Origin of the sequence: Collinsella aerofaciens (genome assembly GCF_018785265.1) — a bacterium.
Taxonomy (GTDB): Bacteria; Actinomycetota; Coriobacteriia; order Coriobacteriales; family Coriobacteriaceae; genus Collinsella; species Collinsella aerofaciens_AI.
Map to the genome: position 1 here is coordinate 1 of NZ_WQPK01000036.1, position 21,532 is coordinate 21,532.

The window sequence follows — 21,532 nt, forward strand, 5'->3', positions numbered from 1 at the left end:
ATTACCCGTCCTTTCGGGCGGCTATCCCGGGGGAGGGGGCAGGTTCTCCACGTGTTACTCAGCCGTTCGCCACTCGCTTCCCTCCGGAGAGGGGTGCCGTTCGACTTGCATGTGTTAGGCGCGCCGCCAGCGTTCATCCTGAGCCAGGATCGAACTCTCCGTCCAAAATATATGGGCTTCGAGCCCGTCCGGTCCTCACAGTTCATCGCTGATCGGTTCCGTTCGATTCATATGGTTCTATTAGATAGGAAAAGGAATTTCTCGGGGCCGCCTCTCGGCGGCCTTGCGAAAAACAAATCCAAGTTAGACCATTTCAAATGGTTCGATGTCTGCCCGGATGCGACACTGAAGTAAGTGTCCCGCGCGGCAAGGAGATATATTGCCAGACCGGAGGGGCGCCGGGGGACGTCAATTCCACTCTTCACAAGTCCTACACAATATATTGCTTCCTATATAAGTCATAGAAAGGCTGGTACAGAAATACTGCACGTATCAGATGATGACCCTTCGGTTAAGAGATATATAAAGATCGGTCACCTGTAAGTGTCTATCTACCCGCGCTTTTGCTATATAAACCAGCGCTTCAGATAAAAAGAGGGAGCGCCGCGCATAACGCGACACTCCCCTAGCGATTCAAGAGAATCTATTAGGCCTCGAGAGCCTTCTTGGCAATGGTAGCCAGCTCGTTGAAGGACTCGATGTCCTCGTAAGCCATCTGAGCCAGGACCTTGCGGTCGAGCTCGATGCCGGCAACCTTCAGGCCGTGCATAAACTGAGAGTAAGAGATGTCGTTCAGGCGAGCGGCAGCGTTGATACGAGTGATCCAGAGAGAACGGATCTCGCGCTTCTTGTTGCGGCGATCACGATACTGATACTGCAGGGAGTGCTGGACCTGCTCTTTAGCATGCTTGTAAGTACGCGAAGCGGCACCGTAGTAACCCTTCGCACGGTGCATAACGGTACGGCGCTTCTTCTTGGCGGCAACAGCGCGCTTAATACGTGCCATGTTCTATCAACTCCTAGACGGTAAAACGAAAAACGGGAACGCGAACTTAGGCGAGACGCGACTTGATGACCTTGCGGTCGGCAGCGGCGATCTCGGTCTCCTGACGGAAGCCACGCTTACGCTTGGTGGACTTCTTGCTCAGGATGTGGCTCTTGAAAGCCTTGGCGCGCATAAGCTTGCCGGTACCAGTCTTGCGGAAACGCTTCTTGGTGCCGCTGTGGGACTTCATCTTAGGCATGAAATACTCCTTAATCGGTTACAGAACACTAGTTACTTGGTATCGCTTGCCGCTTTATCCTCATCGAAGGCGCCCTTAATCGGGGCGAGCAGCATAAGCATGTTACGGCCTTCCATCTTAGGCTTGGACTCGACCGTAGCGTAAGGCTTTAGATCCTCGGCGAGACGCTCGAGAACGTTAAGGCCCTGCTCCGGGTGAGCCATCTCACGGCCGCGGAACATGATGGTGATCTTAACGCGTGCGCCCTTCTTGAGGAAACGCAGAACGTGGCCCTTCTTGGTCTCGTAGTCGCCAACGTCGATCTTGGGTCGGAACTTCATTTCCTTGACCTCGACCTTGGACTGGTTCTTACGAGCAGCCTTGGCCTTCATGGCCTGCTGGTACTTGAACTTACCGTAGTCCATGACCTTGCAGACCGGCGGCTCCGCGTTGGGAGCGATCTCGACCAGGTCGAGACCCTGATCGTCGGCGACGCGCTGGGCATCGCGGATGGCGAACAGGCCGAGCTGAGAGCCATCGACGCCAATCAAACGGCACGAAGATGCAGTAATCTCGTCGTTGATGCGGGTGTCATCAGACTTAGCTATTTTCCCTACCTCCATTCATAAAAAAATAACCCGGCGCTTCTCAGCAACCAGGTCGTACACATAGAAAACCTCGATTTGAGGAAGGGAATCTAAGTTGTATGACCAGTCAGCTGCTCATTGGCGCCAAAAGGTGGGAACCCTCGGGTTCCTCTTTAGGGCATTGCGGGAACAACGCCTTGCGAATAATAACACGTACAGCGCGTTATCACATTACGTACACGAAAAAGGGGCCTTGACCCCCTTGAACGCTCGCTTGCATGTATGGTGCCCGAGGCGAGACTCGAAGGGCCTTCGCTTCGCGAAGCCCCGGGCTTCGGGCGCGAGGCGCCCTCGCCACGCTCCGCTACAAACAGGCCGCAGGCCTGTTTGCTTAACGCTTCGCGCGCTCACGCGAGTTCGGCACGAAAAAGGGGGCCGCACCCCCCTTGAACGCTCACTTGCATGTATGGTGCCCGAGGCGAGACTCGAACTCGCACGTTGTTGCCAACGGTGGATTTTGAGTCCACTGCGTCTGCCAATTCCGCCACTCGGGCACGTAATGCGTGAGTTAGTTTATCACAGCTTTCTACCGATTAGTCCGAAAATGGAACTTCGAGCATTTCGATGAGTTCGACCGTGCGTAGCATCTCGCGCTGACGGCATCCGCGACCGTCGACCGAAGCCTCACCCATCTGGTTGTCATAGGGATCCTCGCGCATACCATCGAAAGCAGGCACAAATTCAGCCTGGAATCGATTGTTGGCCACCATACGCCATGGGTCGAGATTGCCAAAGTAGTGACGGCGGCGCCACTCCTCCCCCATCCTGCGAGCAGAAGATCCAAATGACACGTCGGCGTTGAGCCAACCGGTCTGCGGCGTATAGAACTCTGCCCAGTCGTGCGACCCCACCGAATCGGGCGCAACGTAGAGGCCGCTCTGCCAACGGGCAGGCACGCCCGCGATACGGCACATGGTGATAAACGTGAGCGCCATAACGCCGCAATCGCCGCGGAGCGAATGCGCGCAGTCATCGGCAATAGATCCCAAAAGCAAGTACGGCGGCTGATAGCGATAGTCGATATACTGCGTCAGGTAATCATAGATAGCACGGGCGCGATCGAGCGGATCCTCGAGTCCGCCAACAACGCTGGCCGTCAGCTGCTGCAGATACGGCGTAAATGCAATGTGCGGACGGTCCTCGGAAATATCCTCGGGCAGAGGCGCGTCCATACGCGGATGAACCGGAAGTGTGCCACCGTAGACATCACAATAAGCAGCATCGATGTGATAACGATAAGTCACCGAGAATGAGCGCTCACTCGAAGAAGACCACGAGGCGGTACGCGCCGAAGCGTTCGCGGGAGCAACAGCACCCTCCGGCGTCATGTCGAGAAACTCGACCTGAGACTGTTGGCGGCAGGTGGCGGCTACGGGAAGCCAAGCGCGAACGGTCTCCCCCTCTAGAGCGCCGGGGACAGACAAGGACGCCTTAAGCGTAATAACGCGAGTCAATCCGTTTTGTGACTCCATCTCCTTGAGCATCTCGTTGCGCAGTGCAATTCCGTCCGTAGGATCGGGACGCATGCCGGGAACCTCTTTGGGATATACGCGAAGCGAATCGAGGAAGTTGTCGAGAACGAACAGCTCGCCATCGATAAAGCGCCAGTCAATACGCTTACGGTCAATCAGATCGTCAAACTGCTCCTCGGTAAACTCAGGCCACTCCTCGCGAATCATCGCAATAGCCCGATCGCGCGACACCGAAAAATGAAGCGGCGTCTCAAGCATGCGATACCGCTCGGCACGAACGCAAGCGGCCAACGAGGGATCGGGATTCTGCCCCAAAAGACGATCACAAGCCGCAACAGCCTGCGTCAAATATCCGGCATCCTTGAGACGAAGAATCTCGGGCGGCAGTCCAATATCGAGATGACGGAAATCATCACAGCAAACATCAACAGAGCAACCAACAGGACCCTCGTCAATGACCTTCCCATCCGAAGGCAGCACATTAATAACAGCCATACCAAACTCCAAGTCATTAGAACTCTTGAAGCCCATTGTAGCGAGATAAAAAAGAAAGCCCCAATAAAGGAACCCTCAACACCGATAAACGGTACCTCTAAAAATGAATTCAGCCCAGTAACCCTGTAGCGAGTTAACAAAGGAGGCCCCGTTCACCCGGAGCTTTTCCCATTGCGCGACTTCTGGCAAAGCCAGGTGAGCGCAAGGGAAAAGCGTAGGGTGAACGGGGCCTCCGGCGGGAAGTTAAACCGCTACTTACGCCTTGTTGACGGAGCCAAACTCCTCCATGAGCTCCTTGGTGCGGGCAACGATGTTGTCGCGACCAGGCTTGAGGAGCTTGCGGGGGTCAAAGCCCTTGCCCTGCTGATCCTTGCCAGCCTCGATATACTCGCGAACGCCCTTGGCGAAGACGAGCTGCAGATCGGTGTTGACGTTGATCTTGGAGATACCCAGGGAGATGGCCTTCTTGATCTGATCCTCGGGGATGCCGGTGCCACCGTGCAGGACGAGGGGCAGGTCGCCGGTCTGAGCCTTGATCTCGCCCAGGCGCTCGAAGGAAAGGCCAGCCCAGTCGGCAGGGTACACGCCGTGGATGTTGCCGATACCGCAGGCGAGGAAGTCGACGCCCAGGTCAGCAATCTGCTTGCACTCAGCAGGATCAGCGAGCTCGCCGCTGGAGGTCACGCCGTCCTCGGTGCCGCCGATGCCGCCGACCTCGGCCTCGATGGACATGCCCTTGGAGTGGGCAAGCTCAACGAGCTCCTTGGTGCGGTCGAGGTTAAGCTGGAAGGTCTCCTCGTGAGAGCCGTCATACATGATGGACGTGAAGCCGGCCTCGATGCACTTGAAGCAGTCCTCGTAAGAACCGTGATCGAGGTGAAGGGCGACGGGAACGGTAACGCCCGTGGCCTCGACGGCAGCCTTGACCATGTCGGCGCAGACCTTGAAACCGCCCATCCACTTAGCGGCACCAGCGGTGCACTGAAGGATCAGCGGAGACTTGGCCTCCTCGGCGGCCTGGAGAATAGCCAGGGTCCACTCGAGGTTGTTGGTGTTGAAGGCACCGAGACCATACTTGCCGGCCTCGGCCTTCTTGAGCATGTCTGCTGCGTTGACGAGCATAAAAGAAACCTCCTGTAAGGTTGCTCCGATAACGCCTGAGATTTTACCACGACATACCCGAGCATAAACGTTCGTTTGTTCACGAATACCATCCGATTGGACAAATTTTGACCGTTTGCCCCACAGAATCGACCCACTGGGGAAAATAGCTTGACGATTGAGCGGTCTTCGTGGTTCGGACGACGGCTTCGAGCCTACATCTGCATAAACGGGTTCTGCATAAGTTCGCGCGCCATCGTGGTCAAATCGCCATGGCCCGTCAAGCAAACGGTATCGGGCGGAAGCATCTTGGCAAGTTTGGAGAGCGAGCGCATAATCGCCGCCTCGTCACCGCCGGAAAGATCGGTACGACCGTGGCTGCCCGGGAAAAGCGTGTCGCCCACAAAGGCGATGTTCCCCCGCTCGGTCGCGGCGAACAGGACGATGCCGCCCGGCGTATGCCCCGGCGTCTCGATCACCTGCAGGCAGACGTCGCCCACCTCGATTGTATCGCCCTCGGCAAGCAAACGCGTCGGCTCACCCGGATCGGGTGTCTCGATACCCCACATGGCGCGCTGCTCCTCGATATTTGCGCGAGGTACCGTCACGTCCTTAGCGCACAACTCATATAGCGCGCTGTCGCCAACGACAGCTCGAACCCCGGCAACCCCGCCAACATGGTCGGCATGACCGTGCGTGCAGACAGAGCCGAGTACGCGCACCTCAGGATGCGCGGTGCGGATATGCTCCACAAGACACTCGCCCTCCCACGCCGGATCGACGATTAAGCACTCGTCATTCGAAATCACGGCGTAACTGTTGGTCTGAATGGGGCCGTTGACGAGCGCCTCAATCGAAGCCGCACCTCGGGGTGTCAGGTCCAAAGTCATATCGCCCATGCGCATACCCTCCTTCTAAAATACGTTCGAGGCACCAAACGATGCCTCGAACGTAACCAATATCTATGATGCTGAGAGGCTCTCGCACCTACACACGGCGCTTGAGCTGAGCTCCGCCTTCGCCGGGCATAAGACGGCGAGCGTCGTAGACCGAATCGACACTGCTGATGGAAGCCAGCAGCGGATCCAGACCACTCGCGTCCGAGATCTCGACCATAAAGCGCAGGGTTGCAATACCCTCGCGGTTGGTCGACGTGGCGGCAGAAAGGATATTGCCGCCCGCATCGCCAATGGCAATGGTGACATCCTTGAGCAGGCCCATACGGTCCAAGCACTCGACCACGATCTCGACCTGGAAGAGGGTGTCGGCAGCGCCGTCCCACTCCACATCGATCATGCGCTCGGGATGTTCCATAAGACCCTTGACGTTAGGGCAGTTGGCGCGATGCACCGAAACGCCACGACCGCGCGTGATGAAGCCGACGATGTCGTCGCCCGTCACGGGGTTGCAGCAATGAGCCAGACGGACCAGCAGGCCGCTGTTGCTCTCGCCCTTGACGATAATGCCGTTACTGGCGCTCTTGCCGCGCTTTTGCGGCTTGCGGTTGGAGCTGCGAGCGGGCTGCTTCACGACCTCGGCGATAGCCTCGGCCTTGGTGAGCTGTTCCTCGGGCTTGGGGTCCAAGATTTGCTCGACCTTATTGCCCACAGCGCGCGGGGCAACCTTGCCGGCGCCGACGGCGGCAAACAGGTCCTCGAGCTGCTTGAAGTTAAACTGCTCCGCCACGGCGTTGAGTGCACGCGTCGAACGCGGCGTAGAAATGCCATAGCCACGCTTACGCAGGTCCTTGGCCAGCATATCGCGACCAGCAGCAGCGTCGTCGTCCTTGGTCGCAGCGGCAAAATAGCGGCGGATCTTGGACTTAGCCGAAGGCGTCTTGACGATCTTGAGCCAATCACGCGACGGCTTGGAACTCTTGTTCGTCAGGATCTCGACACGGTCACCCGTCTTAATCTCGTGCGTGAGCGGAGCCACCGCACCGTTGATTTTGGCGCCGACGCAATGGTTTCCCACCTCGGTGTGAACGGCATAGGCAAAGTCGAGCGGCGTGGATCCGGCACGAAGCGCCATGACCTCGCCCTTGGGCGTAAAGACGAAGATCTCCTGATCGAAGAGGTCAACCTTCAGCGAATGCAGGTATTCCTTGGCGTCGGTGATCTCATCGGAAGCCGCCCAATCGAGCGAATGCTTGAGCCAGTTGATCTGGTCGTCCAAACGTTGAGCGTCATTGGTCTTGGAAGCAGACGATCCGCCCGACTTCTTATATAGCCAGTGGGCGGCAATGCCGTACTCGGCCTGCTCATGCATCTCGTAGGTTCGAATCTGAATCTCGAGTGGGCGGGCCGTGGGGCCGATAACCGTCGTGTGGAGCGACTGGTAGTTATTGACCTTGGGCATGGCGATATAGTCTTTAAAGCGACCGGGCATGGGGTGCCACAGCGTATGCACCGCGCCGAGCGTGGAGTAGCAATCGCGCACCGAATGCGTGATGACGCGCAGTGCCACCAGGTCGTAGATCTCGGAGAATTCCTTGCCCTTGCGCTTCATCTTTTGGTAGATGGACCAATAGTGCTTGGAACGGCCGTTGATCTGGAAGCCTTCCAGGCCAATGCGGTTGAGCTCGTCGGTGAGTGTCTTGATGGTCTCAGCCAGATAGCGCTCACGGACCTCGCGCGACTCCGCCACCATGCGCGCAATGCGCTGGTAGGCATCGGGCTCCAGGTAGAAGAAGGACAGGTCCTCGAGCTCCCACTTAATAGAGCTCATGCCCAGGCGGTCGGCCAAGGGCGCGTACACGTCCATGGTCTCGCGAGCCTTAAACAGGCGACGATCCTCGCGCAGGGCTGCCAGCGTTCGCATGTTGTGCAGACGGTCGGCAAGTTTAACGATGATGACGCGAATGTCCTTGGACATGGCGAGGAACATCTTGCGCAGCGTGAGCGCCTGCTTCTCGTCCATGCTGTCGACTTCGATATTGGTGAGCTTGGTCACGCCATCGACGAGCTCGGCCACCGTATCGCCAAACAGGCCGGAAACATCGGCGAGCGAGGTCTCGGTATCCTCGACGGTATCGTGCAGCAGCGCGGCGCACACCACATCGCAGTCCATCTTGAGATCGGCCAAAATGATGGCAACCTCGACGGGATGGTTAATGTACATCTCGCCCGAGCGCCGCTTTTGGTTGCAATGCTTCTCGGCAGCAAAGCAGTAGGCCTGCTCCACCTTGGAGAAGTCATCCTCATTCATATATTTGAGGCACAGGCGCTCCAGCTTGTCGTAGCTGTCCGCCATAATCTCGGGCGGCAGCTCATCGGCATGCTTATAGTGCTCCATCTCCGAAAACGGCTGGAGGGTGGAATCATGGGCGGTACGGGCTGCGGCATCCATCGAGGTCCCCTTCCCCTAGGCCCGCGGTACGATCGGGCGGTTAACTTTGGCTAGCATATCAGAAGCGCACGAATCGAGCGCCCAGCTCCGGAAAGCCGAGAACTCCATGCGCGAGCGCAAGCCCTCCAAATAGCGAATTGACCTGCTCAATTGCACGCGGCCGGGGTTTTCGGCCATCGCGATACGACGAGTGTCGTCAAACCCCGAAACTCGACAGAAACCAAGCTCTTCGAAGATTCCCAGGCCGCTTTCCACCGAACGCTCGTCGACCGGCGTGCGAGCATCGATGGCAAGGCACATCTGCGCGATGTCGATATCGCTCGCGCTAAAGGAATCGTCCCCCGTCTTGCCGCGGTTGGAGCGCCACATGGTCTGCAGCGCGCGATAGAGCGTGACGAGCTCGTCGCGCTCGGGCGCATAGCAGTCGAGCAGGCGCTCGTTAATGCGGGCGTCGCGCGACGAATAGAGCAGATGGATCACGGCGGGCTGGCCGTCGCGACCGGCGCGGCCGCTCATCTGGTTAAACTCAATGCCGCCAAACGGCATGTGATAGAGCACGACATGGCGGATATCGGGCAGGTTGACGCCCTCGCCAAAGGCAGATGTCGAGACGATGCAGCTGAGGCTTCCGTCTCGGAATGCTTCCTCCACGCGACGGCGATCAGAACGCGCAAGCCCCGCGTTATAGAACGCGATATGGGTTGCGCAATCGGGCACACGCTTGCGCAACGTCTTGGCGAGCGCCACGGACTGGTCGCGCGAATTGACGTAGATGACGGTCTTTTCCCCCGTCGCCACGATTGACACCAGGCGGTTCTCGCGGCTCGCAAGATCTCGGTCATCCTCGAGCTGCAAGTTCTCGCGCACCGTCTCGTCGACCACCGTGCGGGTAATCGGTAGTACGCGGGCGAGCTCGGCCACAACCGGAGCCGTTGCGGTGGCCGTCGCAGCCATAACGACCGGGTCGCCCAAGGCTTTGAGGATATCGGGCATGTCGAGATAGGCGCTGCGGTCGCCGCCCTTGGCAAGACCGGCATGATGCGCCTCATCGATAACGACAAAGCCGATGCGGCCCGAACGCGCGAAGCGGTCACGGTGGATAGATAGGAACTCGGGCGTCGTGAGCACGATACCGGTGCGGCCCGAAGCTAGGCCGGCGAACACGTCATCGCGTGCGGCCTCCACGGTCTCGCCGGTCAGCACGCCAACGCCAATGCCAAGCGATGCCATCGTCGACGAGAGGTGATAGGCCTGGTCGGCAACAAGCGCACGCAGCGGATAGACAAAGATGCTCGCACGTCCGCGAAGCACCGCCTCACGCGCGGCATGCACATGGAAGATGAGCGACTTGCCGCGGCCCGTTCCCATAACCGCCAAGACACTCTGGTGATCGGCCAAGGCGTCGAGCGCCTCAACCTGCGCGCGGTGCGGCTGGTTCGATCCGATAAAGCTATGGATAAGCGAGCGCGTGAGCTCGGTATAGGAAAGCTGGGCGAGCGTCTCGCGCTTGCGCGACTCCAAGCGCAGGCCGGAATCCGCCGGCTGCACGCCACGACGAAGCTCGCATGCCGGATCGTCGACGCTGGGCAGCGTGGTATCGCGGACCAGAACATCCTTGACCATGAGCTTGGGCTTCACACGACCCTGCCAATGCTCGGCAACGGCCTCGAACACCAAGTCGACAGCACTATCGCAGTTGATGAGCTTATCGATTTGCGGCACGCGGAACATAATGGCCGGCACACTCGCGGCGCCATCGGTCGCCACAAAGCGCATGTGCTCGCCGGTTTTGCCCACCACGGCGCGATCGCACATCGTCACGCCCTCGGCGGCCAGCAGCGGCACCTTGTTGCCCTGGCCAAACGGCTCAAGACGGGAAATCTGCTCTATAGTCTCGATATTCAGTTCGGAAAGGTCGACCGTGGCGGCAACCTCGTCGATGTCTTCAAAGTCCTCGGCGGGAATCTCCGATAGCACGGCGGAAAGGCGACGACGGAATTCATCGAGCTTGGATGCCTCGATGGTCACACCCACCGCACCGGCATGTCCGCCGCGACGAATCAGCAGGTCGGAACAGCGCTCGACGGCGTCAAACAGGTTAACTTTGCCCACCGAGCGACCAGAGCCGCGCGCGATACCGTCCTCGATCGAGAACAGCAGCGCCGGCACGTGATAGCGGTTGGTCAGACGGCTTGCCACGATGCCCTTGACACCCTCGTGCCAGCCTTCGCCGCCCACGACGATCGCGCGTCCGCCGTCATAGGTCTCCTCGACCTTTGCCATGGCATCGCGCGTGAGCTCCGCCTCGATCTCACGGCGCTGGCGGTTGATTTCTTCGAGCTCAGCCGCCAGCGCGCTTGCTTCGATGGGATTGCGGGCAAGCAGCAGGTCGAGCGCCAGCTTGGGATCGGCCATGCGACCGGCAGCGTTTAAGCGGGGAATGAGCGAGAATGACAGGCCGTCGGCCGTAATGCTCGAAAGGTCCGCCTTGGCGAGCGCGGCAAGCGCGATATAGCCGGGGCGAGCGGTTACGCGCATCTGCTGGATGCCCTCGGCGACCAGTGCGCGATTCTCGGGCGTGAGCGGCATCATGTCGGATACGGTGCCCAGCGCCGCGACCTCTATCAGCGAACGCCAATACGACGGCTTGCCCAAACGCTCGCCCAGGACCTGCACCAGTTTGAGTGCCACGCCGGCACCGGCAAGCTCGCGCGAGGGACCCTCGTCCTCGAGCTTGGGGTCGGTCAGGGGCACGCCCTGCGGCACCTGGTCGGAAGGCTCGTGATGGTCCGTGACCACCAAATCGATCCCCAGGCTCTCCAGATAGGAAACCTCTTCCTTGGCAGCAATACCGTTATCGACGGTCACAATCAGGTTGGGTTGGGCGAGCTCGTTGACGCGGTCGAGCGCCGCACGCGACAGGCCGTACCCCTCGTCAAAGCGGTGCGGGATAAACGGTGTGACATTGGCGCCAAACATCCGCAGCGCCTCGGTCAACAGACAAGTCGACGTTATGCCGTCGACGTCAAAATCGCCAAAGACGGCGATGCGCTCGTGACTGCGAACAGCGCGCTCAACGCGGTCGGCGACGACCGCCATGCCCGGAATAACGAGCGGGTCCGCCCAGTCGCGATCGAGCGAAGGCGTCAAAAACAGTTGGCCTTCCTCGATGGATGTAATGCCGTGCGCAACCATAATGCGCGCCACCAGCCCGGGTATGCCCAGGCCAGCCGAAAGCTCCTTTTCGAGCTCAGGGTTTTGCCGAGCGACCGCCCAGCGATGCGTCGTCTTAAGCGATGACATAGGCGCCCACCCCCGATAGGGGCAGGTCGCCGCGATACCTCTCACGGTTCATAGCGATGAGTCCTCTGTGTATGCCCGCTTCGGCAGGCAGATCTGTTGAACGGATTTATTATACCGTGCGGCACGGACGCAAAACGCCGCGGTGCGCCGCGGTTTCGGCAAACGATGGCGGTAATGGCCTCGAAATAATCGAGCGTTTCAGCCGCACGGACGCATACGAGCGTCTAGCATATCCATACAAACGAGTTCGCGGATAAAGGGAGTCACGGGACATATGAAGCAATGGTCTGGACTGGGAAAGTTCCTCGCGGGGCATATGCAGATCATCGTTCCGATTTGCGTGGCGCTCGGAGTGCTCTTTCCCCAGCAGATCGGCGTGCTCAAGCCCATTGTTCCCGCCCTCTTCGCCTTTATGACGTTTCAGGGCGCGCTCAGCAACACTTTTCACCAGGTAGCCGAGGTGTTCCACCGTCCGCTGCACCTGATTCTGGCGCTGCTGGTCTCGGCAGTGCTTATTCCCATCGCGGCGTATGCCATAGGGTCACTCTTCTTTGGCTCCAACCCCAACCTTGTCTGCGGCATCGTGCTCGAGTACAGCGTGCCCGTGGCCGTCACCGCTTTTATGTGGATCAGCATGTTCGGCGGCAACGGCCCGCTCGCGCTCACCATCATCCTGACGTCCTCGGTTATCTCCCCTGTGACGATTCCGCTTACGCTTAAGCTCTTGCTGGGTGCCACCGTCTCGATCGATGTGCCGAGCATGATGCAAGACATGGCCTTTATGATCGCCATCCCCGCCGTGCTCGGCATCGTGATCAACGAGCTCACGCGTGGATGGGGACACGAGAAGCTCTCCCCCGCGCTCTCGCCCGCTTGCAAATTCATGATGATGGGCGTTATCGCCTCCAACTCCACCGCCATGAGCGAGTACGTGCTGCACATGAACGCGGTGCGCCTGGAAGTCGCCCTCTTTATTTTGACCTTCGCCATCAGCGGCTTTGTCATCGGTTTTCTGGTCGCCCGTGCGCTGCATCTGCCATATAGCGAGGCGGCTACCATGTGCTTTACCTGCGGCATGCGTAACATCTCTTCGGGCGCCGTCATCGCCACGCAATACTTTCCGGGCGAAGTCGTATTCCCCGTCATGTGCGGCACGCTGTTTCAGCAGGTACTCGCCTCGCTTATCGGGCATCTCTTTGAGCGTCTAACCGGCGAGGAGCGCGCCGCCCAGCGCAAGCGGGTCGAGGCCGGCCGCGACGCCATGGCACGCTAGACTGTCCGCAGTGTGCGGGCGCTCACTTTACGATGTGAGCGCCTCCAGATGTGCACGGAGTCGCTCCGCATCGACATCGAGCGTGATCTCAGCATTGACCTGGGCCAAACGATAGCCGACAAAGTAGGGCGAAGCCACCCAACGCGGCAGCGCCTTGGCAATGGTCCGACCGCCCAGGTGATAGAAGAACAGGTTATACGACTCTGCGCGACCACCGTGGTGCTCGTTCAGGATATAGCGCAGAGCTACCTGGATCGCATCGGCGAAGAGATCCGCCTCGGCTTGGTCTCTCGTGTCATCGCTGGCAGCGATTCCCTGCGGGGCTGAAACGTTGATCTCAAAGAACCCCATGATCGGTTCGGTTGAGATGTTGACCGCGATTCTCCCCTGTTGCCAGAGATTGATGCCTTCGAAATTGGCAGAAGTCAGCGAAGTGTAGCCGTCTTCCTGCTCCAAACCCACAATCTGCATGTGCGGATGAACGAGGCTACCGCCCGAGAGCGGACCCTTGTTCTTGTACATGAGCACACTGCAGTACTGTTGGGAATCGATCATCTGCTGCCAACAGCCCAGGGCAAACCGCATCACATGATGCAGCTCATCCGGTTCATAGGTCACCAGGTCGGCGTCGTGATTGGCAGACTCGATCAATACGGTCTGACGTGTGGCCCGCAATGTCTTGAACTTATTCTCGAGCCAGATGCAGTCACCATCGCGCTGGATGATGTTGGCAAGCCCCTCCGTGTCGCAAAAGGGGCACGCGGTGCCAGGGCGACGATTATCGTCAGGCTTACCGCTCGCCTGCTGAACGTCAAATACCAGCGCCACGGGTTATACCTCCAGCGGCACGATCTTGGTGCCATGGAGCTCGGAGACGCCTAGCGCCGCCGCGACCGTGTCGCGATTTGCCGTAGTGATGCCGCCGCCGGGAAGGATGGTCAAACGATCGCCCGCATACTCGATTAAACGAGCCAGGTGATCAAAATTATCCTCGATCGACGTACCGGCAGCGCCGCCATGCGTGAGGATGCGCGTAACGCCGCAGTCGGCAAGTGTATCAATCGCATCGAGCTGAGCCTCGGGCGAGAGCTGGTCAAATGCCATGTGGAAGGTGATGTCGATGGGCTCACGCTTGCATTCCTCGGTCGCGCAGCCCGCGGCCATCACGAGGGCGCCCAACGTAAGCTCGTCGAGTGCCCATCCGCCAGCGCAGGGCTTGCAGCAGCCAAAGACCAAGCCGTCAACGCCGGCGCTCACGGCAAGGCCCAGGTCCATCTCCATCATACGCAACTCGTCCTGGTTGTAGTGAAAGTCGCCGCCACGCGGACGGATCATGCACATCACCCGTGCATCGTGCTCGTGGGCATAGTTGGTCGTAGCGCTGATAACGCCGGCCGAAGGCGTGGTGCCACCAACGGCAAGGTTGTCGCACAGCTCGATACGCCTTGCACCGGCATCGATAGCCGCCGGCACCCGCTCAAAGTTCTCGGCACAAAACTCGTACAGCATAGATAGACCCCCAAAGACAGCAGATGTTTTCCGACGGGCATTGTCACACATCCCCATGAAGTTGCGGTGGAATAGGGACTCTTTTGGCCTCTGGAGCCCGTATTCAGTCCCTATTTCACCGCAACTTAAAAAGGGGCGCTGACTGAGATAGTCAGCGCCCCTTTTGTTAGGTGGGTTAGCCTCCGAGGTAGGCTTTGCGGACGTTGTCGTCGTGCAGCAGCTCTTGACCAGTGCCGGTCATGGTGATCTTGCCGGTCTCGAGCACGTAACCGCGTGTGGCGATGGAAAGCGCCATCTGCGCGTTTTGCTCGACCAGAAGCACCGTGGTACCGGCCTTGTGCAGGTCCTCGACAATCTGGAAGATCTGTTCGATCAGAATCGGTGCCAGACCCATGGAAGGTTCGTCGAGCATAAGCAGTTTGGGGTTACTCATAAGGGCGCGCCCCATAACGAGCATCTGCTGCTCGCCACCTGAAAGGGTGCCGGCGACCTGGCGACGACGTTCCTTCAGGCGCGGGAACTGCTCGTAGACGCGCTCCAGGCCCGGAGCAATTGTGGACTTGAGCTGTGTATAGGCGCCCATCTCCAGGTTCTCCTCGACCGTCATCTGCAAAAAGGCGCGACGACCCTCGGGAACCTGAGCCAGGCCCTTACCAACCAGCTTATCAGCGGGCGTATGGGTAATGTCCTCGCCCATAAACTTGATGGAGCCGGTCTTGGAGCGCAGCAGGCCCGAGACGGTCTTGAGCGTTGTGGACTTGCCGGCACCGTTGGCACCAATCAAGGCCACGATCTCGCCCTCGTTAACGTTAAAGGAGATGTCCTTGATGGCGTGGATGGCGCCGTACCAGACGTTGATGTTGTAGACGGAAAGCATCGGCTCTGCCATTTAGTTCTCCCCCTTATCCTGCTTACCCAGATACGCCTCGATAACAGCGTCGTTGTTCTGGATTTCCTCGGCCGTGCCCTTGGCGATGACCTTACCAAAGTTGAGCACGCAAATGCCCTCGCAGATGTTCATAACGAGCGACATATCATGCTCGATAAGCATGATGGCAATGCCGAAGGTGTCGCGAATCTTAACGATGTTCTCCATGAGCTCCGCGGTCTCGGACGGGTTCATGCCGGCGGCAGGCTCGTCGAGCAACAGCAGTTTGGGGTTGGTGGCAAGCGCGCGGACGATCTCCAGACGACGCTGGGCGCCGTAAGGCAGCGATCCGGCCTGCTCGTTTGCCAGATGCTCCATATCAAAGATGGACAGCAGCTCCATGGCGCGCTCGTGGGCGGCCTTCTCGTGCTTCCAATACGTCGGCAGGCGCAGCACGCCCTCAAAACCGGAGTAGCGCTCCTGGTTATGCAGACCGACCTTAACGTTGTCCTCCACCGTCATGGTGTTGAACAGGCGGATGTTCTGGAAGGTACGGGCAATACCCATGCGGTTGACCTGGTAGACGGACTTGCCCGAGGTGTCCTCACCGTCGAGCAGGATGGTGCCGTGCGTGGGCTGGTATACCTTGGTGAGCAGGTTGAAGACCGTGGTCTTACCGGCGCCGTTGGGGCCGATGAGACCGGCGATCTCGGTCTTACCGATGGTCAGGCTAAAGTCGTCGACCGCCTTAAGTCCGCCGAATTCAATGCCCAGGTGGATGCACTCGAGCGCTGGGCGCTGACCCAGGTCGCGGTCGGGAACGATGGCGCCAGAAGGATACGGGACCATCTTGCCCTTGTTGAACTCAAACTTACTGGGCATCGGCTGCCACCTCCTTCTTGGAAGCAAAGCGGTCCTTAACGCGACCGAAGAATGCCTTGAGCTGCGGGTTGTTGGTAAAGATCATAACCAGGATCAGCACGATGGCGTAGATGAGCATGCGGTAGTCCGAGAACTGACGGAGCAGCTCGGGAAGCACCGTAAGCAGCGCCGCCGCGATGACGGAGCCGCGCATATTGCCCAGACCGCCCAGGACCACGAACACCAGGATGAGGATGGACGTGTTGAAGTCGAACTTGGTGGCGGAGAGCTGCGAGAAGTTACCGCCGAAGAGAGCTCCGGCAGCACCGGCGAGGGCAGCGGAAACCACGAAGGCGATCATGCGGTACTCGGTGACGGAGATGCCTACGGACTCGGCTGCAATCTTGTTATCGCGCACGGCCATAATGGCACGGCCGGTACGGCTGCGAACCAGGTTGAGCACGATCACGAGTGCGACCATGACCAGGATGGCACCGGCGAGGAAGGTCGAGTATGTCGACACGCCCGAGGCGCCCTGGGCGCCCTTGATGATGGCAGTGCCGTCCTCGAGCAGGTGCAGGTCGTCGATCGTGGAGTTACCCGTGATGTTAAAGATCACATGCAGGCCGCGGGAATCGACGCCCACAATGAGGCAGGTGACGACCTCTTTGATGATCTCGCCAAAAGCCAGGGTCACGATGGCCAGATAGTCGCCGCTCAGGCGCAGGACCGGGATGCCGATCAAGAAGCCCAAGATGCCAGCGGCGATAGCGCCGACCACAATGCTGATGATCAGACGCATCGGATCGGACGGAACGGTGCTCTCCAGCGCGACGGCAGTGACGATGCCCGTATAGGCACCGACGCTCATAAAGCCCGCGTGGCCCAGCGACAAGTCGCCCGCGATGCCGACGACGAGGTTAAGGGAGATGGCCATGACAATATAGGCCGTGATGGGAACCAGCTGACCGGCGATCATGCGCGGGATCATGTGGTTGGACTGCATAAAGAACACGATGGCGAACGCCACAAGGCACATGGCGTACGTAACAAAGTCGTGACGCGTCTGCTTGTCTTTAAGAAACTTCATAACGCTCACCTACACCTTCTCGGGGACGTACTTGCCCAAGAGGCCGGCAGGCTTGACGAGCAGGACGATGATCAAAACACCAAAGACGATGGAGTTGGCAAGGCTCGTGGAAATGTAAGCCTGCGCCATCGCCTCGATGATGCCGATGAGAATGCCGCCGACAAAGGCACCGGGAATGGAGCCGATGCCGCCGAAAACGGCAGCGTCGAAGGCCTTGATGCCAGGCATGGCGCCCGTCGTGGGCTGCAGCACCGGCGAGTAGGAGCACAGGAGCACGCCGGCGATGGCGGCAAGCGCCGAGCCGATAGCGAACGTCATCGAGATGGTGCGGTTGACGTTGATGCCCATGAGCTGAGCGGCGGCCTTGTCCTCGGACACGGCGCGCATGGCCTTGCCCATCTTGGTCTTACCTGTAAAGAACATCAGGCCGGCCATGATAACCAGGCAGGCGACGATGGTGACGAGCGAGACGGCGCTTACGTTGAACTTGGCCAAGAACTCCGGCACCGGAAAGGTGACGAGCGAAGTGAAGTTCTTGGGCGTGGCGCCCCACAGAAGCTGCGCGGCGTTCTGCAGGAAGTAAGACACGCCGATGGCCGTGATCAGAACGGCCAGCGGGCCCGCCTGGCGCAGCGGCTTATAGGCCAAACCCTCAATGAGAACACCGAGAACCGTGCAGACCACACAAGAGAGAACTACAGATGCCCAGCCCGGGAGGCCGAGATACGACGTGGCGCAGAACGAGACATAGGCACCGACCATGATGACATCGCCGTGAGCGAAATTCAGCATCTTGGCGATACCGTAGACCATGGTGTAGCCCAACGCGATGATGGCGTAGACGCTGCCCATGGACAGGCCGTTGACCAGGTATTGGATAAAGACCGTCATGTTCCACATCCCCCTTTCGAATAGGTTTCCAGCTAATGTATGAAACAGGGACGTTACACTGTCCCTAGATACCAAGCAAGCAGGGAAGGCCAAAACCTCCCCTGCTTGGGATCAAAACCGCTCTATGTAAGGCGGCCAATTAGGCCTGTACGTACTTGCCGTCGGTGATGACGTACGCCGTGGGCTCCTTCTGGACCTGGCCCTTATCATTCCAGGTGAGCTTGCCGGTCAGACCGTCAACGGTAATCTTGAGCATAGCCTTGGACAGCTTCTCGGCGACCTCGGTCGGATCAGCGTCGACACCAAGATCGGCCTCCTTGAGGGCCTCGGCCACCGCGTGCACGCCGTCGTAGGCGTCGGCGGCAAACTGGTCGGGGGTATCGCCGTACTTATCCTTGTAAGCGTTAACGAAGTCGGCGTTCTTCTCGTCGTCGGCGGAGAACGGGGTCATGAGCAGCAGACCCTCGGCAAGAGAGGTATCGAAGCCCTCAACGCCCAGGATGCCGTCCATACCGTCGCAGCCCATCATCTTGACGTCGTAGCCCATGTCCTTGGCGTTCTTGAGCAGGACGGACGCCGGCGTGTAGTAGATCGGCGCAAAGATCATGGTGGCGCCGGCCTGCTTGGCCTTGGTCAGCTGGTTGGTAAAGCTCGTGGCGGAGTCGTCCTTAAAGGTCTCCTCGTCAACAATCTCGAGCTTGGACTCAGCGGCCTGGGCCTTAAAGGAATCTGCGATGCCCGAAGAATAGGCGTCGCCGGAGTTATAGAACAGCACGAACTTCTCGTCCGCATACTTCTGCGCCAGGAACTTGGCAGCGTTGACACCCTGGTTGGGGTCGGTGAAGCAAACCTGGAAGACGCAATCCTTGCCGTCGGTAACGTCCTCGGAGGACGCGGACGGGGTGATCATGAACGTCTTGGGGTCGTTACCGCACTCTGCGGCAACGGCAACCGACGCACCCGTGGTGGTCGGGCCGACGAGGGCCTGCATGCCCCAGTCGAGCAGGGTGTTGAAGGCGTTGACGGCCTTCTCGCCATCGGCCTGGTCATCCTCGGCCTTGTTGGCAAGCGGCAGCTCCTTGGTCGAGAAATCCTTGCAGCCAAGCTCGACACCCTGGGTAACGGACTTGCCGTAGGACGCGTTGGCGCCGGTCAGCGGGCCGATGGTGCCGATCTTAAACGAAGCGTCGCCCGAAGCGGAACCGCTATCGCCGCCGTTGGAGGAGCAGCCAGCTAGAATGGACATCGCCCCCAGACCTGCTGCGCTCGCGATAACGCTCCTGCGATTCATAACAGGGTTCAATGACTTACCGGTGAGGCTCGACATGCGGCTCTCCTCTCAAATCTCGTCGGGTTTCAGTTACCCGACAGGCCATCCTTCGCCGTGTTCGGCGTTCGCAAAATAGTAGACGCTTTAGTTGAGAAAAGTGGCGATTATTTCAACTTTTCTTTTGTTTTGCCCATTTATCCATAGTTCTGCGTATTCCTGTCTGTTTATGCAGTTTAGCCACTTTATTGTGTGAAAGTAATGTTTCTGTTCTGTTACAGGCGTCCTTGCCCTGATTAAAATGGCCTCACCGCTCGCGTTTTGTGCGCACCTAGGCGGCGATGTACTTGCCGTCCTGGATCGCATAAGCCGTAGCGGGCTTTTCGACCTGGCCCTCGTCATTCCACGCCGACGAGCGCCTGCATGCCCCAGTCGCACAGGGCAAACCTTATGGCGCAAACGTTGACAGTTTGTTACGGAAGTTCGTTTGTAGCGAGCATGTTTCCAATGTTTCCGCAGCGTTTCGGGGGTGCCGTTTTGTGCGACTCCTGTTGCCTGGCGAGCACGCGCCCTCTGTTCACGCTAGAATGCACTCAACCTTTAAGCGGTTAATCCATCCATAAGATGCACGAAGGAGCTATCTATGAGCGAACCCCTGCGCACCGTGAACGTCGGCCTGATCGGTCTGGGAACCGTCGGCGGCGGCGTGGCCCGTCTGATCAAGAGCCACCACGATGAGTACCTGGCAGCCTACGGCATCGACCTTAAGCTGACCCGCGCCTGCGCGCTTGCTTGGGAGCAGGCCGAAGCCGCCGGTATTGAGCGCGAGGCCTTTACGAGCGACTGGCACGACGTCGTCACCGACCCCGCCGTCGACATCGTCGTCGAGCTCATCGGCGGCGAGCACCCCGCGACCGAAATCTTCACCACCGCCTTCGAGAACGGCAAGCACGTTGTCTCTGCCAACAAGGCCCTGCTGGGCCGTCATGTCGAGACGCTCGCCGAGAAGGCGCGCGCGTGCGGCGTGCAGATTAAGTGCGAGGCCAGCTGCGGCGGTGGCATCCCCATTGTCAGCACGCTCGAGCACGACCTAGTGGGCAACAAGATCCTGACCATCGCTGGCATTCTCAACGGCACCACCAACTACATCCTGTCGCGCATGGACGCCGAGGGCGCCGATTACGCTGACGTGCTCGCCGACGCCCAGGCAAAGGGCTATGCCGAGGCCGACCCGTCCGCCGACGTCGACGGCTTCGACGCCGCCAGCAAGACGGCAATCCTCGCCTCCATCGGCTTTGGCACCCGCGTGACCACCGACGATGTCTACCAGCAGGGTATCCGTGCCATCGGCGCCGAGGACATCGCCCAGGCCCGCGAGCTCGGCTACACCATTAAGCTGCTCGGCATCGCCCGCAATACCGACGCCGGCGTCGATGTCCGCGTGCACCCCACGCTGATCCCCGCCGACCACATGCTTGCCAAGGTCAACGGCGCCATGAACGCTGTCTACGTGGTAGGCGACGCCGTGGGCGAGACCATGTTCTACGGTGCCGGCGCAGGCTCCTTCCCCACCGCGAGTGCCGTCGTGGGCGACATCCTGTCGCTCTCCGAGCAGATCAGCCGCGGCGTGGCTCCGCTGCCCGAGATTGAGCCCTATGGCCACAACCTCGCCTTTAAGCCCATGGACGAGCTCCAGACCAAGTACTATGTGCGCCTGAAGGTCGCCGACCGCGTGGGTGCCCTGTCCGAGACGGTCAACATCTTTGCCAAGCACAACATCTCGATCTCGCTCATCAACCAGGTCGAAGACGGCAAGTCGGGCGTCAGCGATGCCTGTTCGGTCATCTTCCTGACGCACCGCGCGCTCGAGAAGGACGTCCAGGCTGCCGCTGCCGAGCTTGCCAGCGTCGACTGCGTGGCCGAGGTCGCCAACGTCCTGCGCATCGAGGACGTTGAGGCTTGGACCGAAGGCGTCATGGCGAACTAGTTCGGTTTACACCCCACAACGCATTTGCTCGAAGGGCTCCCGTCCGATGTGGGATGGGAGCCTTTTTGTCTCCTGCCCTAAGCACAACGACAGGGCACATTTGCGCGAGCCGCTCATCGGTAACGCGGGCTACCGTTCACCGATATGCAAACACGGCCGATTCCGGTTACGGCTACGCTGTGCTGCGAATGTCCGCC

At 59.4% G+C, this 21,532-nt stretch carries 17 protein-coding genes, 1 tRNA gene and 1 rRNA gene; 2 read left to right on the top strand and 17 right to left on the bottom strand.

Annotated elements, in window-relative coordinates:
- From GPK42_RS05880 to recJ, 10 genes are all read right to left on the bottom strand, one after another.
- Positions 1–165, bottom strand: a 16S ribosomal RNA gene (locus GPK42_RS05880); the annotation flags it as partial.
- A gap of 481 nt (positions 166–646) precedes the next feature.
- Complete coding sequence (gene rplT / locus GPK42_RS05885) at positions 647–1,006, bottom strand: 50S ribosomal protein L20 (RefSeq protein WP_006234421.1); 360 nt, start codon at positions 1,004–1,006, stop codon at positions 647–649.
- Positions 1,007–1,052: 46 nt separating this feature from the next.
- On the bottom strand, positions 1,053–1,244 hold the full coding sequence (gene rpmI, locus GPK42_RS05890) for a 50S ribosomal protein L35 (protein ID WP_006234422.1): 192 nt from the start codon (positions 1,242–1,244) through the stop codon (positions 1,053–1,055).
- Between the two features lie 32 nt (positions 1,245–1,276).
- Positions 1,277–1,846 (bottom strand): translation initiation factor IF-3, encoded by a 570-nt coding sequence (gene infC, locus GPK42_RS05895; RefSeq protein WP_006234423.1) that lies wholly within the window; start codon positions 1,844–1,846, stop codon positions 1,277–1,279.
- Positions 1,847–2,277: 431 nt separating this feature from the next.
- A tRNA-Leu gene (locus GPK42_RS05900) sits at positions 2,278–2,364 on the bottom strand.
- 39 nt (positions 2,365–2,403) lie between these two features.
- Entirely contained in the window at positions 2,404–3,837 is a 1,434-nt protein-coding gene (locus GPK42_RS05905; protein WP_215694162.1) for a transglutaminase-like domain-containing protein, read from the bottom strand.
- Between the two features lie 255 nt (positions 3,838–4,092).
- Positions 4,093–4,959 (bottom strand): class II fructose-1,6-bisphosphate aldolase, encoded by an 867-nt coding sequence (gene fba / locus GPK42_RS05910; RefSeq protein ID WP_035137086.1) that lies wholly within the window; start codon positions 4,957–4,959, stop codon positions 4,093–4,095.
- A 194-nt stretch (positions 4,960–5,153) separates the two neighbouring features.
- The gene (locus tag GPK42_RS05915) at positions 5,154–5,837 is read right to left on the bottom strand and encodes an MBL fold metallo-hydrolase (RefSeq protein ID WP_338404336.1); all 684 of its coding nucleotides are present in this window, start codon (positions 5,835–5,837) and stop codon (positions 5,154–5,156) included.
- 88 nt (positions 5,838–5,925) lie between these two features.
- Positions 5,926–8,286, bottom strand: coding sequence for a RelA/SpoT family protein (locus tag GPK42_RS05920; RefSeq protein ID WP_215694166.1), 2,361 nt, complete (start codon positions 8,284–8,286; stop codon positions 5,926–5,928).
- A gap of 15 nt (positions 8,287–8,301) precedes the next feature.
- On the bottom strand, positions 8,302–11,589 hold the full coding sequence (gene recJ, locus GPK42_RS05925) for a single-stranded-DNA-specific exonuclease RecJ (protein ID WP_215694168.1): 3,288 nt from the start codon (positions 11,587–11,589) through the stop codon (positions 8,302–8,304).
- A 274-nt stretch (positions 11,590–11,863) separates the two neighbouring features.
- Between recJ and GPK42_RS05930 the strand changes: the two genes are divergently transcribed.
- Complete coding sequence (locus GPK42_RS05930; RefSeq protein ID WP_215694170.1) at positions 11,864–12,862, top strand: bile acid:sodium symporter family protein; 999 nt, start codon at positions 11,864–11,866, stop codon at positions 12,860–12,862.
- Between the two features lie 27 nt (positions 12,863–12,889).
- Here the strand turns inward: GPK42_RS05930 and GPK42_RS05935 are convergent, their stop codons facing one another.
- The 7 genes from GPK42_RS05935 to GPK42_RS05965 form a co-directional block, all read right to left on the bottom strand.
- Complete coding sequence (locus tag GPK42_RS05935; protein WP_215694172.1) at positions 12,890–13,690, bottom strand: DUF4931 domain-containing protein; 801 nt, start codon at positions 13,688–13,690, stop codon at positions 12,890–12,892.
- Between the two features lie 3 nt (positions 13,691–13,693).
- Positions 13,694–14,371, bottom strand: a complete 678-nt coding sequence (locus GPK42_RS05940; protein WP_215694174.1) for a copper homeostasis protein CutC — start codon at positions 14,369–14,371, stop codon at positions 13,694–13,696.
- A gap of 175 nt (positions 14,372–14,546) precedes the next feature.
- Complete coding sequence (locus GPK42_RS05945; protein WP_215694175.1) at positions 14,547–15,260, bottom strand: ABC transporter ATP-binding protein; 714 nt, start codon at positions 15,258–15,260, stop codon at positions 14,547–14,549.
- The gene (locus GPK42_RS05950) at positions 15,261–16,121 is read right to left on the bottom strand and encodes an ABC transporter ATP-binding protein (protein ID WP_089573307.1); all 861 of its coding nucleotides are present in this window, start codon (positions 16,119–16,121) and stop codon (positions 15,261–15,263) included. It lies immediately after the preceding gene.
- Positions 16,111–17,190, bottom strand: a complete 1,080-nt coding sequence (locus GPK42_RS05955; protein ID WP_215694177.1) for a branched-chain amino acid ABC transporter permease — start codon at positions 17,188–17,190, stop codon at positions 16,111–16,113. Before GPK42_RS05955 ends, GPK42_RS05950 begins: the two co-directional genes overlap by 11 nt.
- A 9-nt stretch (positions 17,191–17,199) precedes the next feature.
- Complete coding sequence (locus GPK42_RS05960) at positions 17,200–18,081, bottom strand: branched-chain amino acid ABC transporter permease (RefSeq protein ID WP_040358647.1); 882 nt, start codon at positions 18,079–18,081, stop codon at positions 17,200–17,202.
- Positions 18,082–18,220: 139 nt separating this feature from the next.
- A complete protein-coding gene (locus tag GPK42_RS05965) occupies positions 18,221–19,408 on the bottom strand; it encodes an ABC transporter substrate-binding protein (protein ID WP_215694179.1) in 1,188 nt (395 codons plus the stop codon).
- Between the two features lie 583 nt (positions 19,409–19,991).
- Between GPK42_RS05965 and GPK42_RS05970 the strand changes: the two genes are divergently transcribed.
- Positions 19,992–21,335: a homoserine dehydrogenase gene (locus GPK42_RS05970; RefSeq protein ID WP_215694181.1), complete on the top strand. Its 1,344-nt coding sequence runs from the start codon at positions 19,992–19,994 to the stop codon at positions 21,333–21,335.
- The last annotated feature ends 197 nt before the right edge of the window (positions 21,336–21,532 follow it).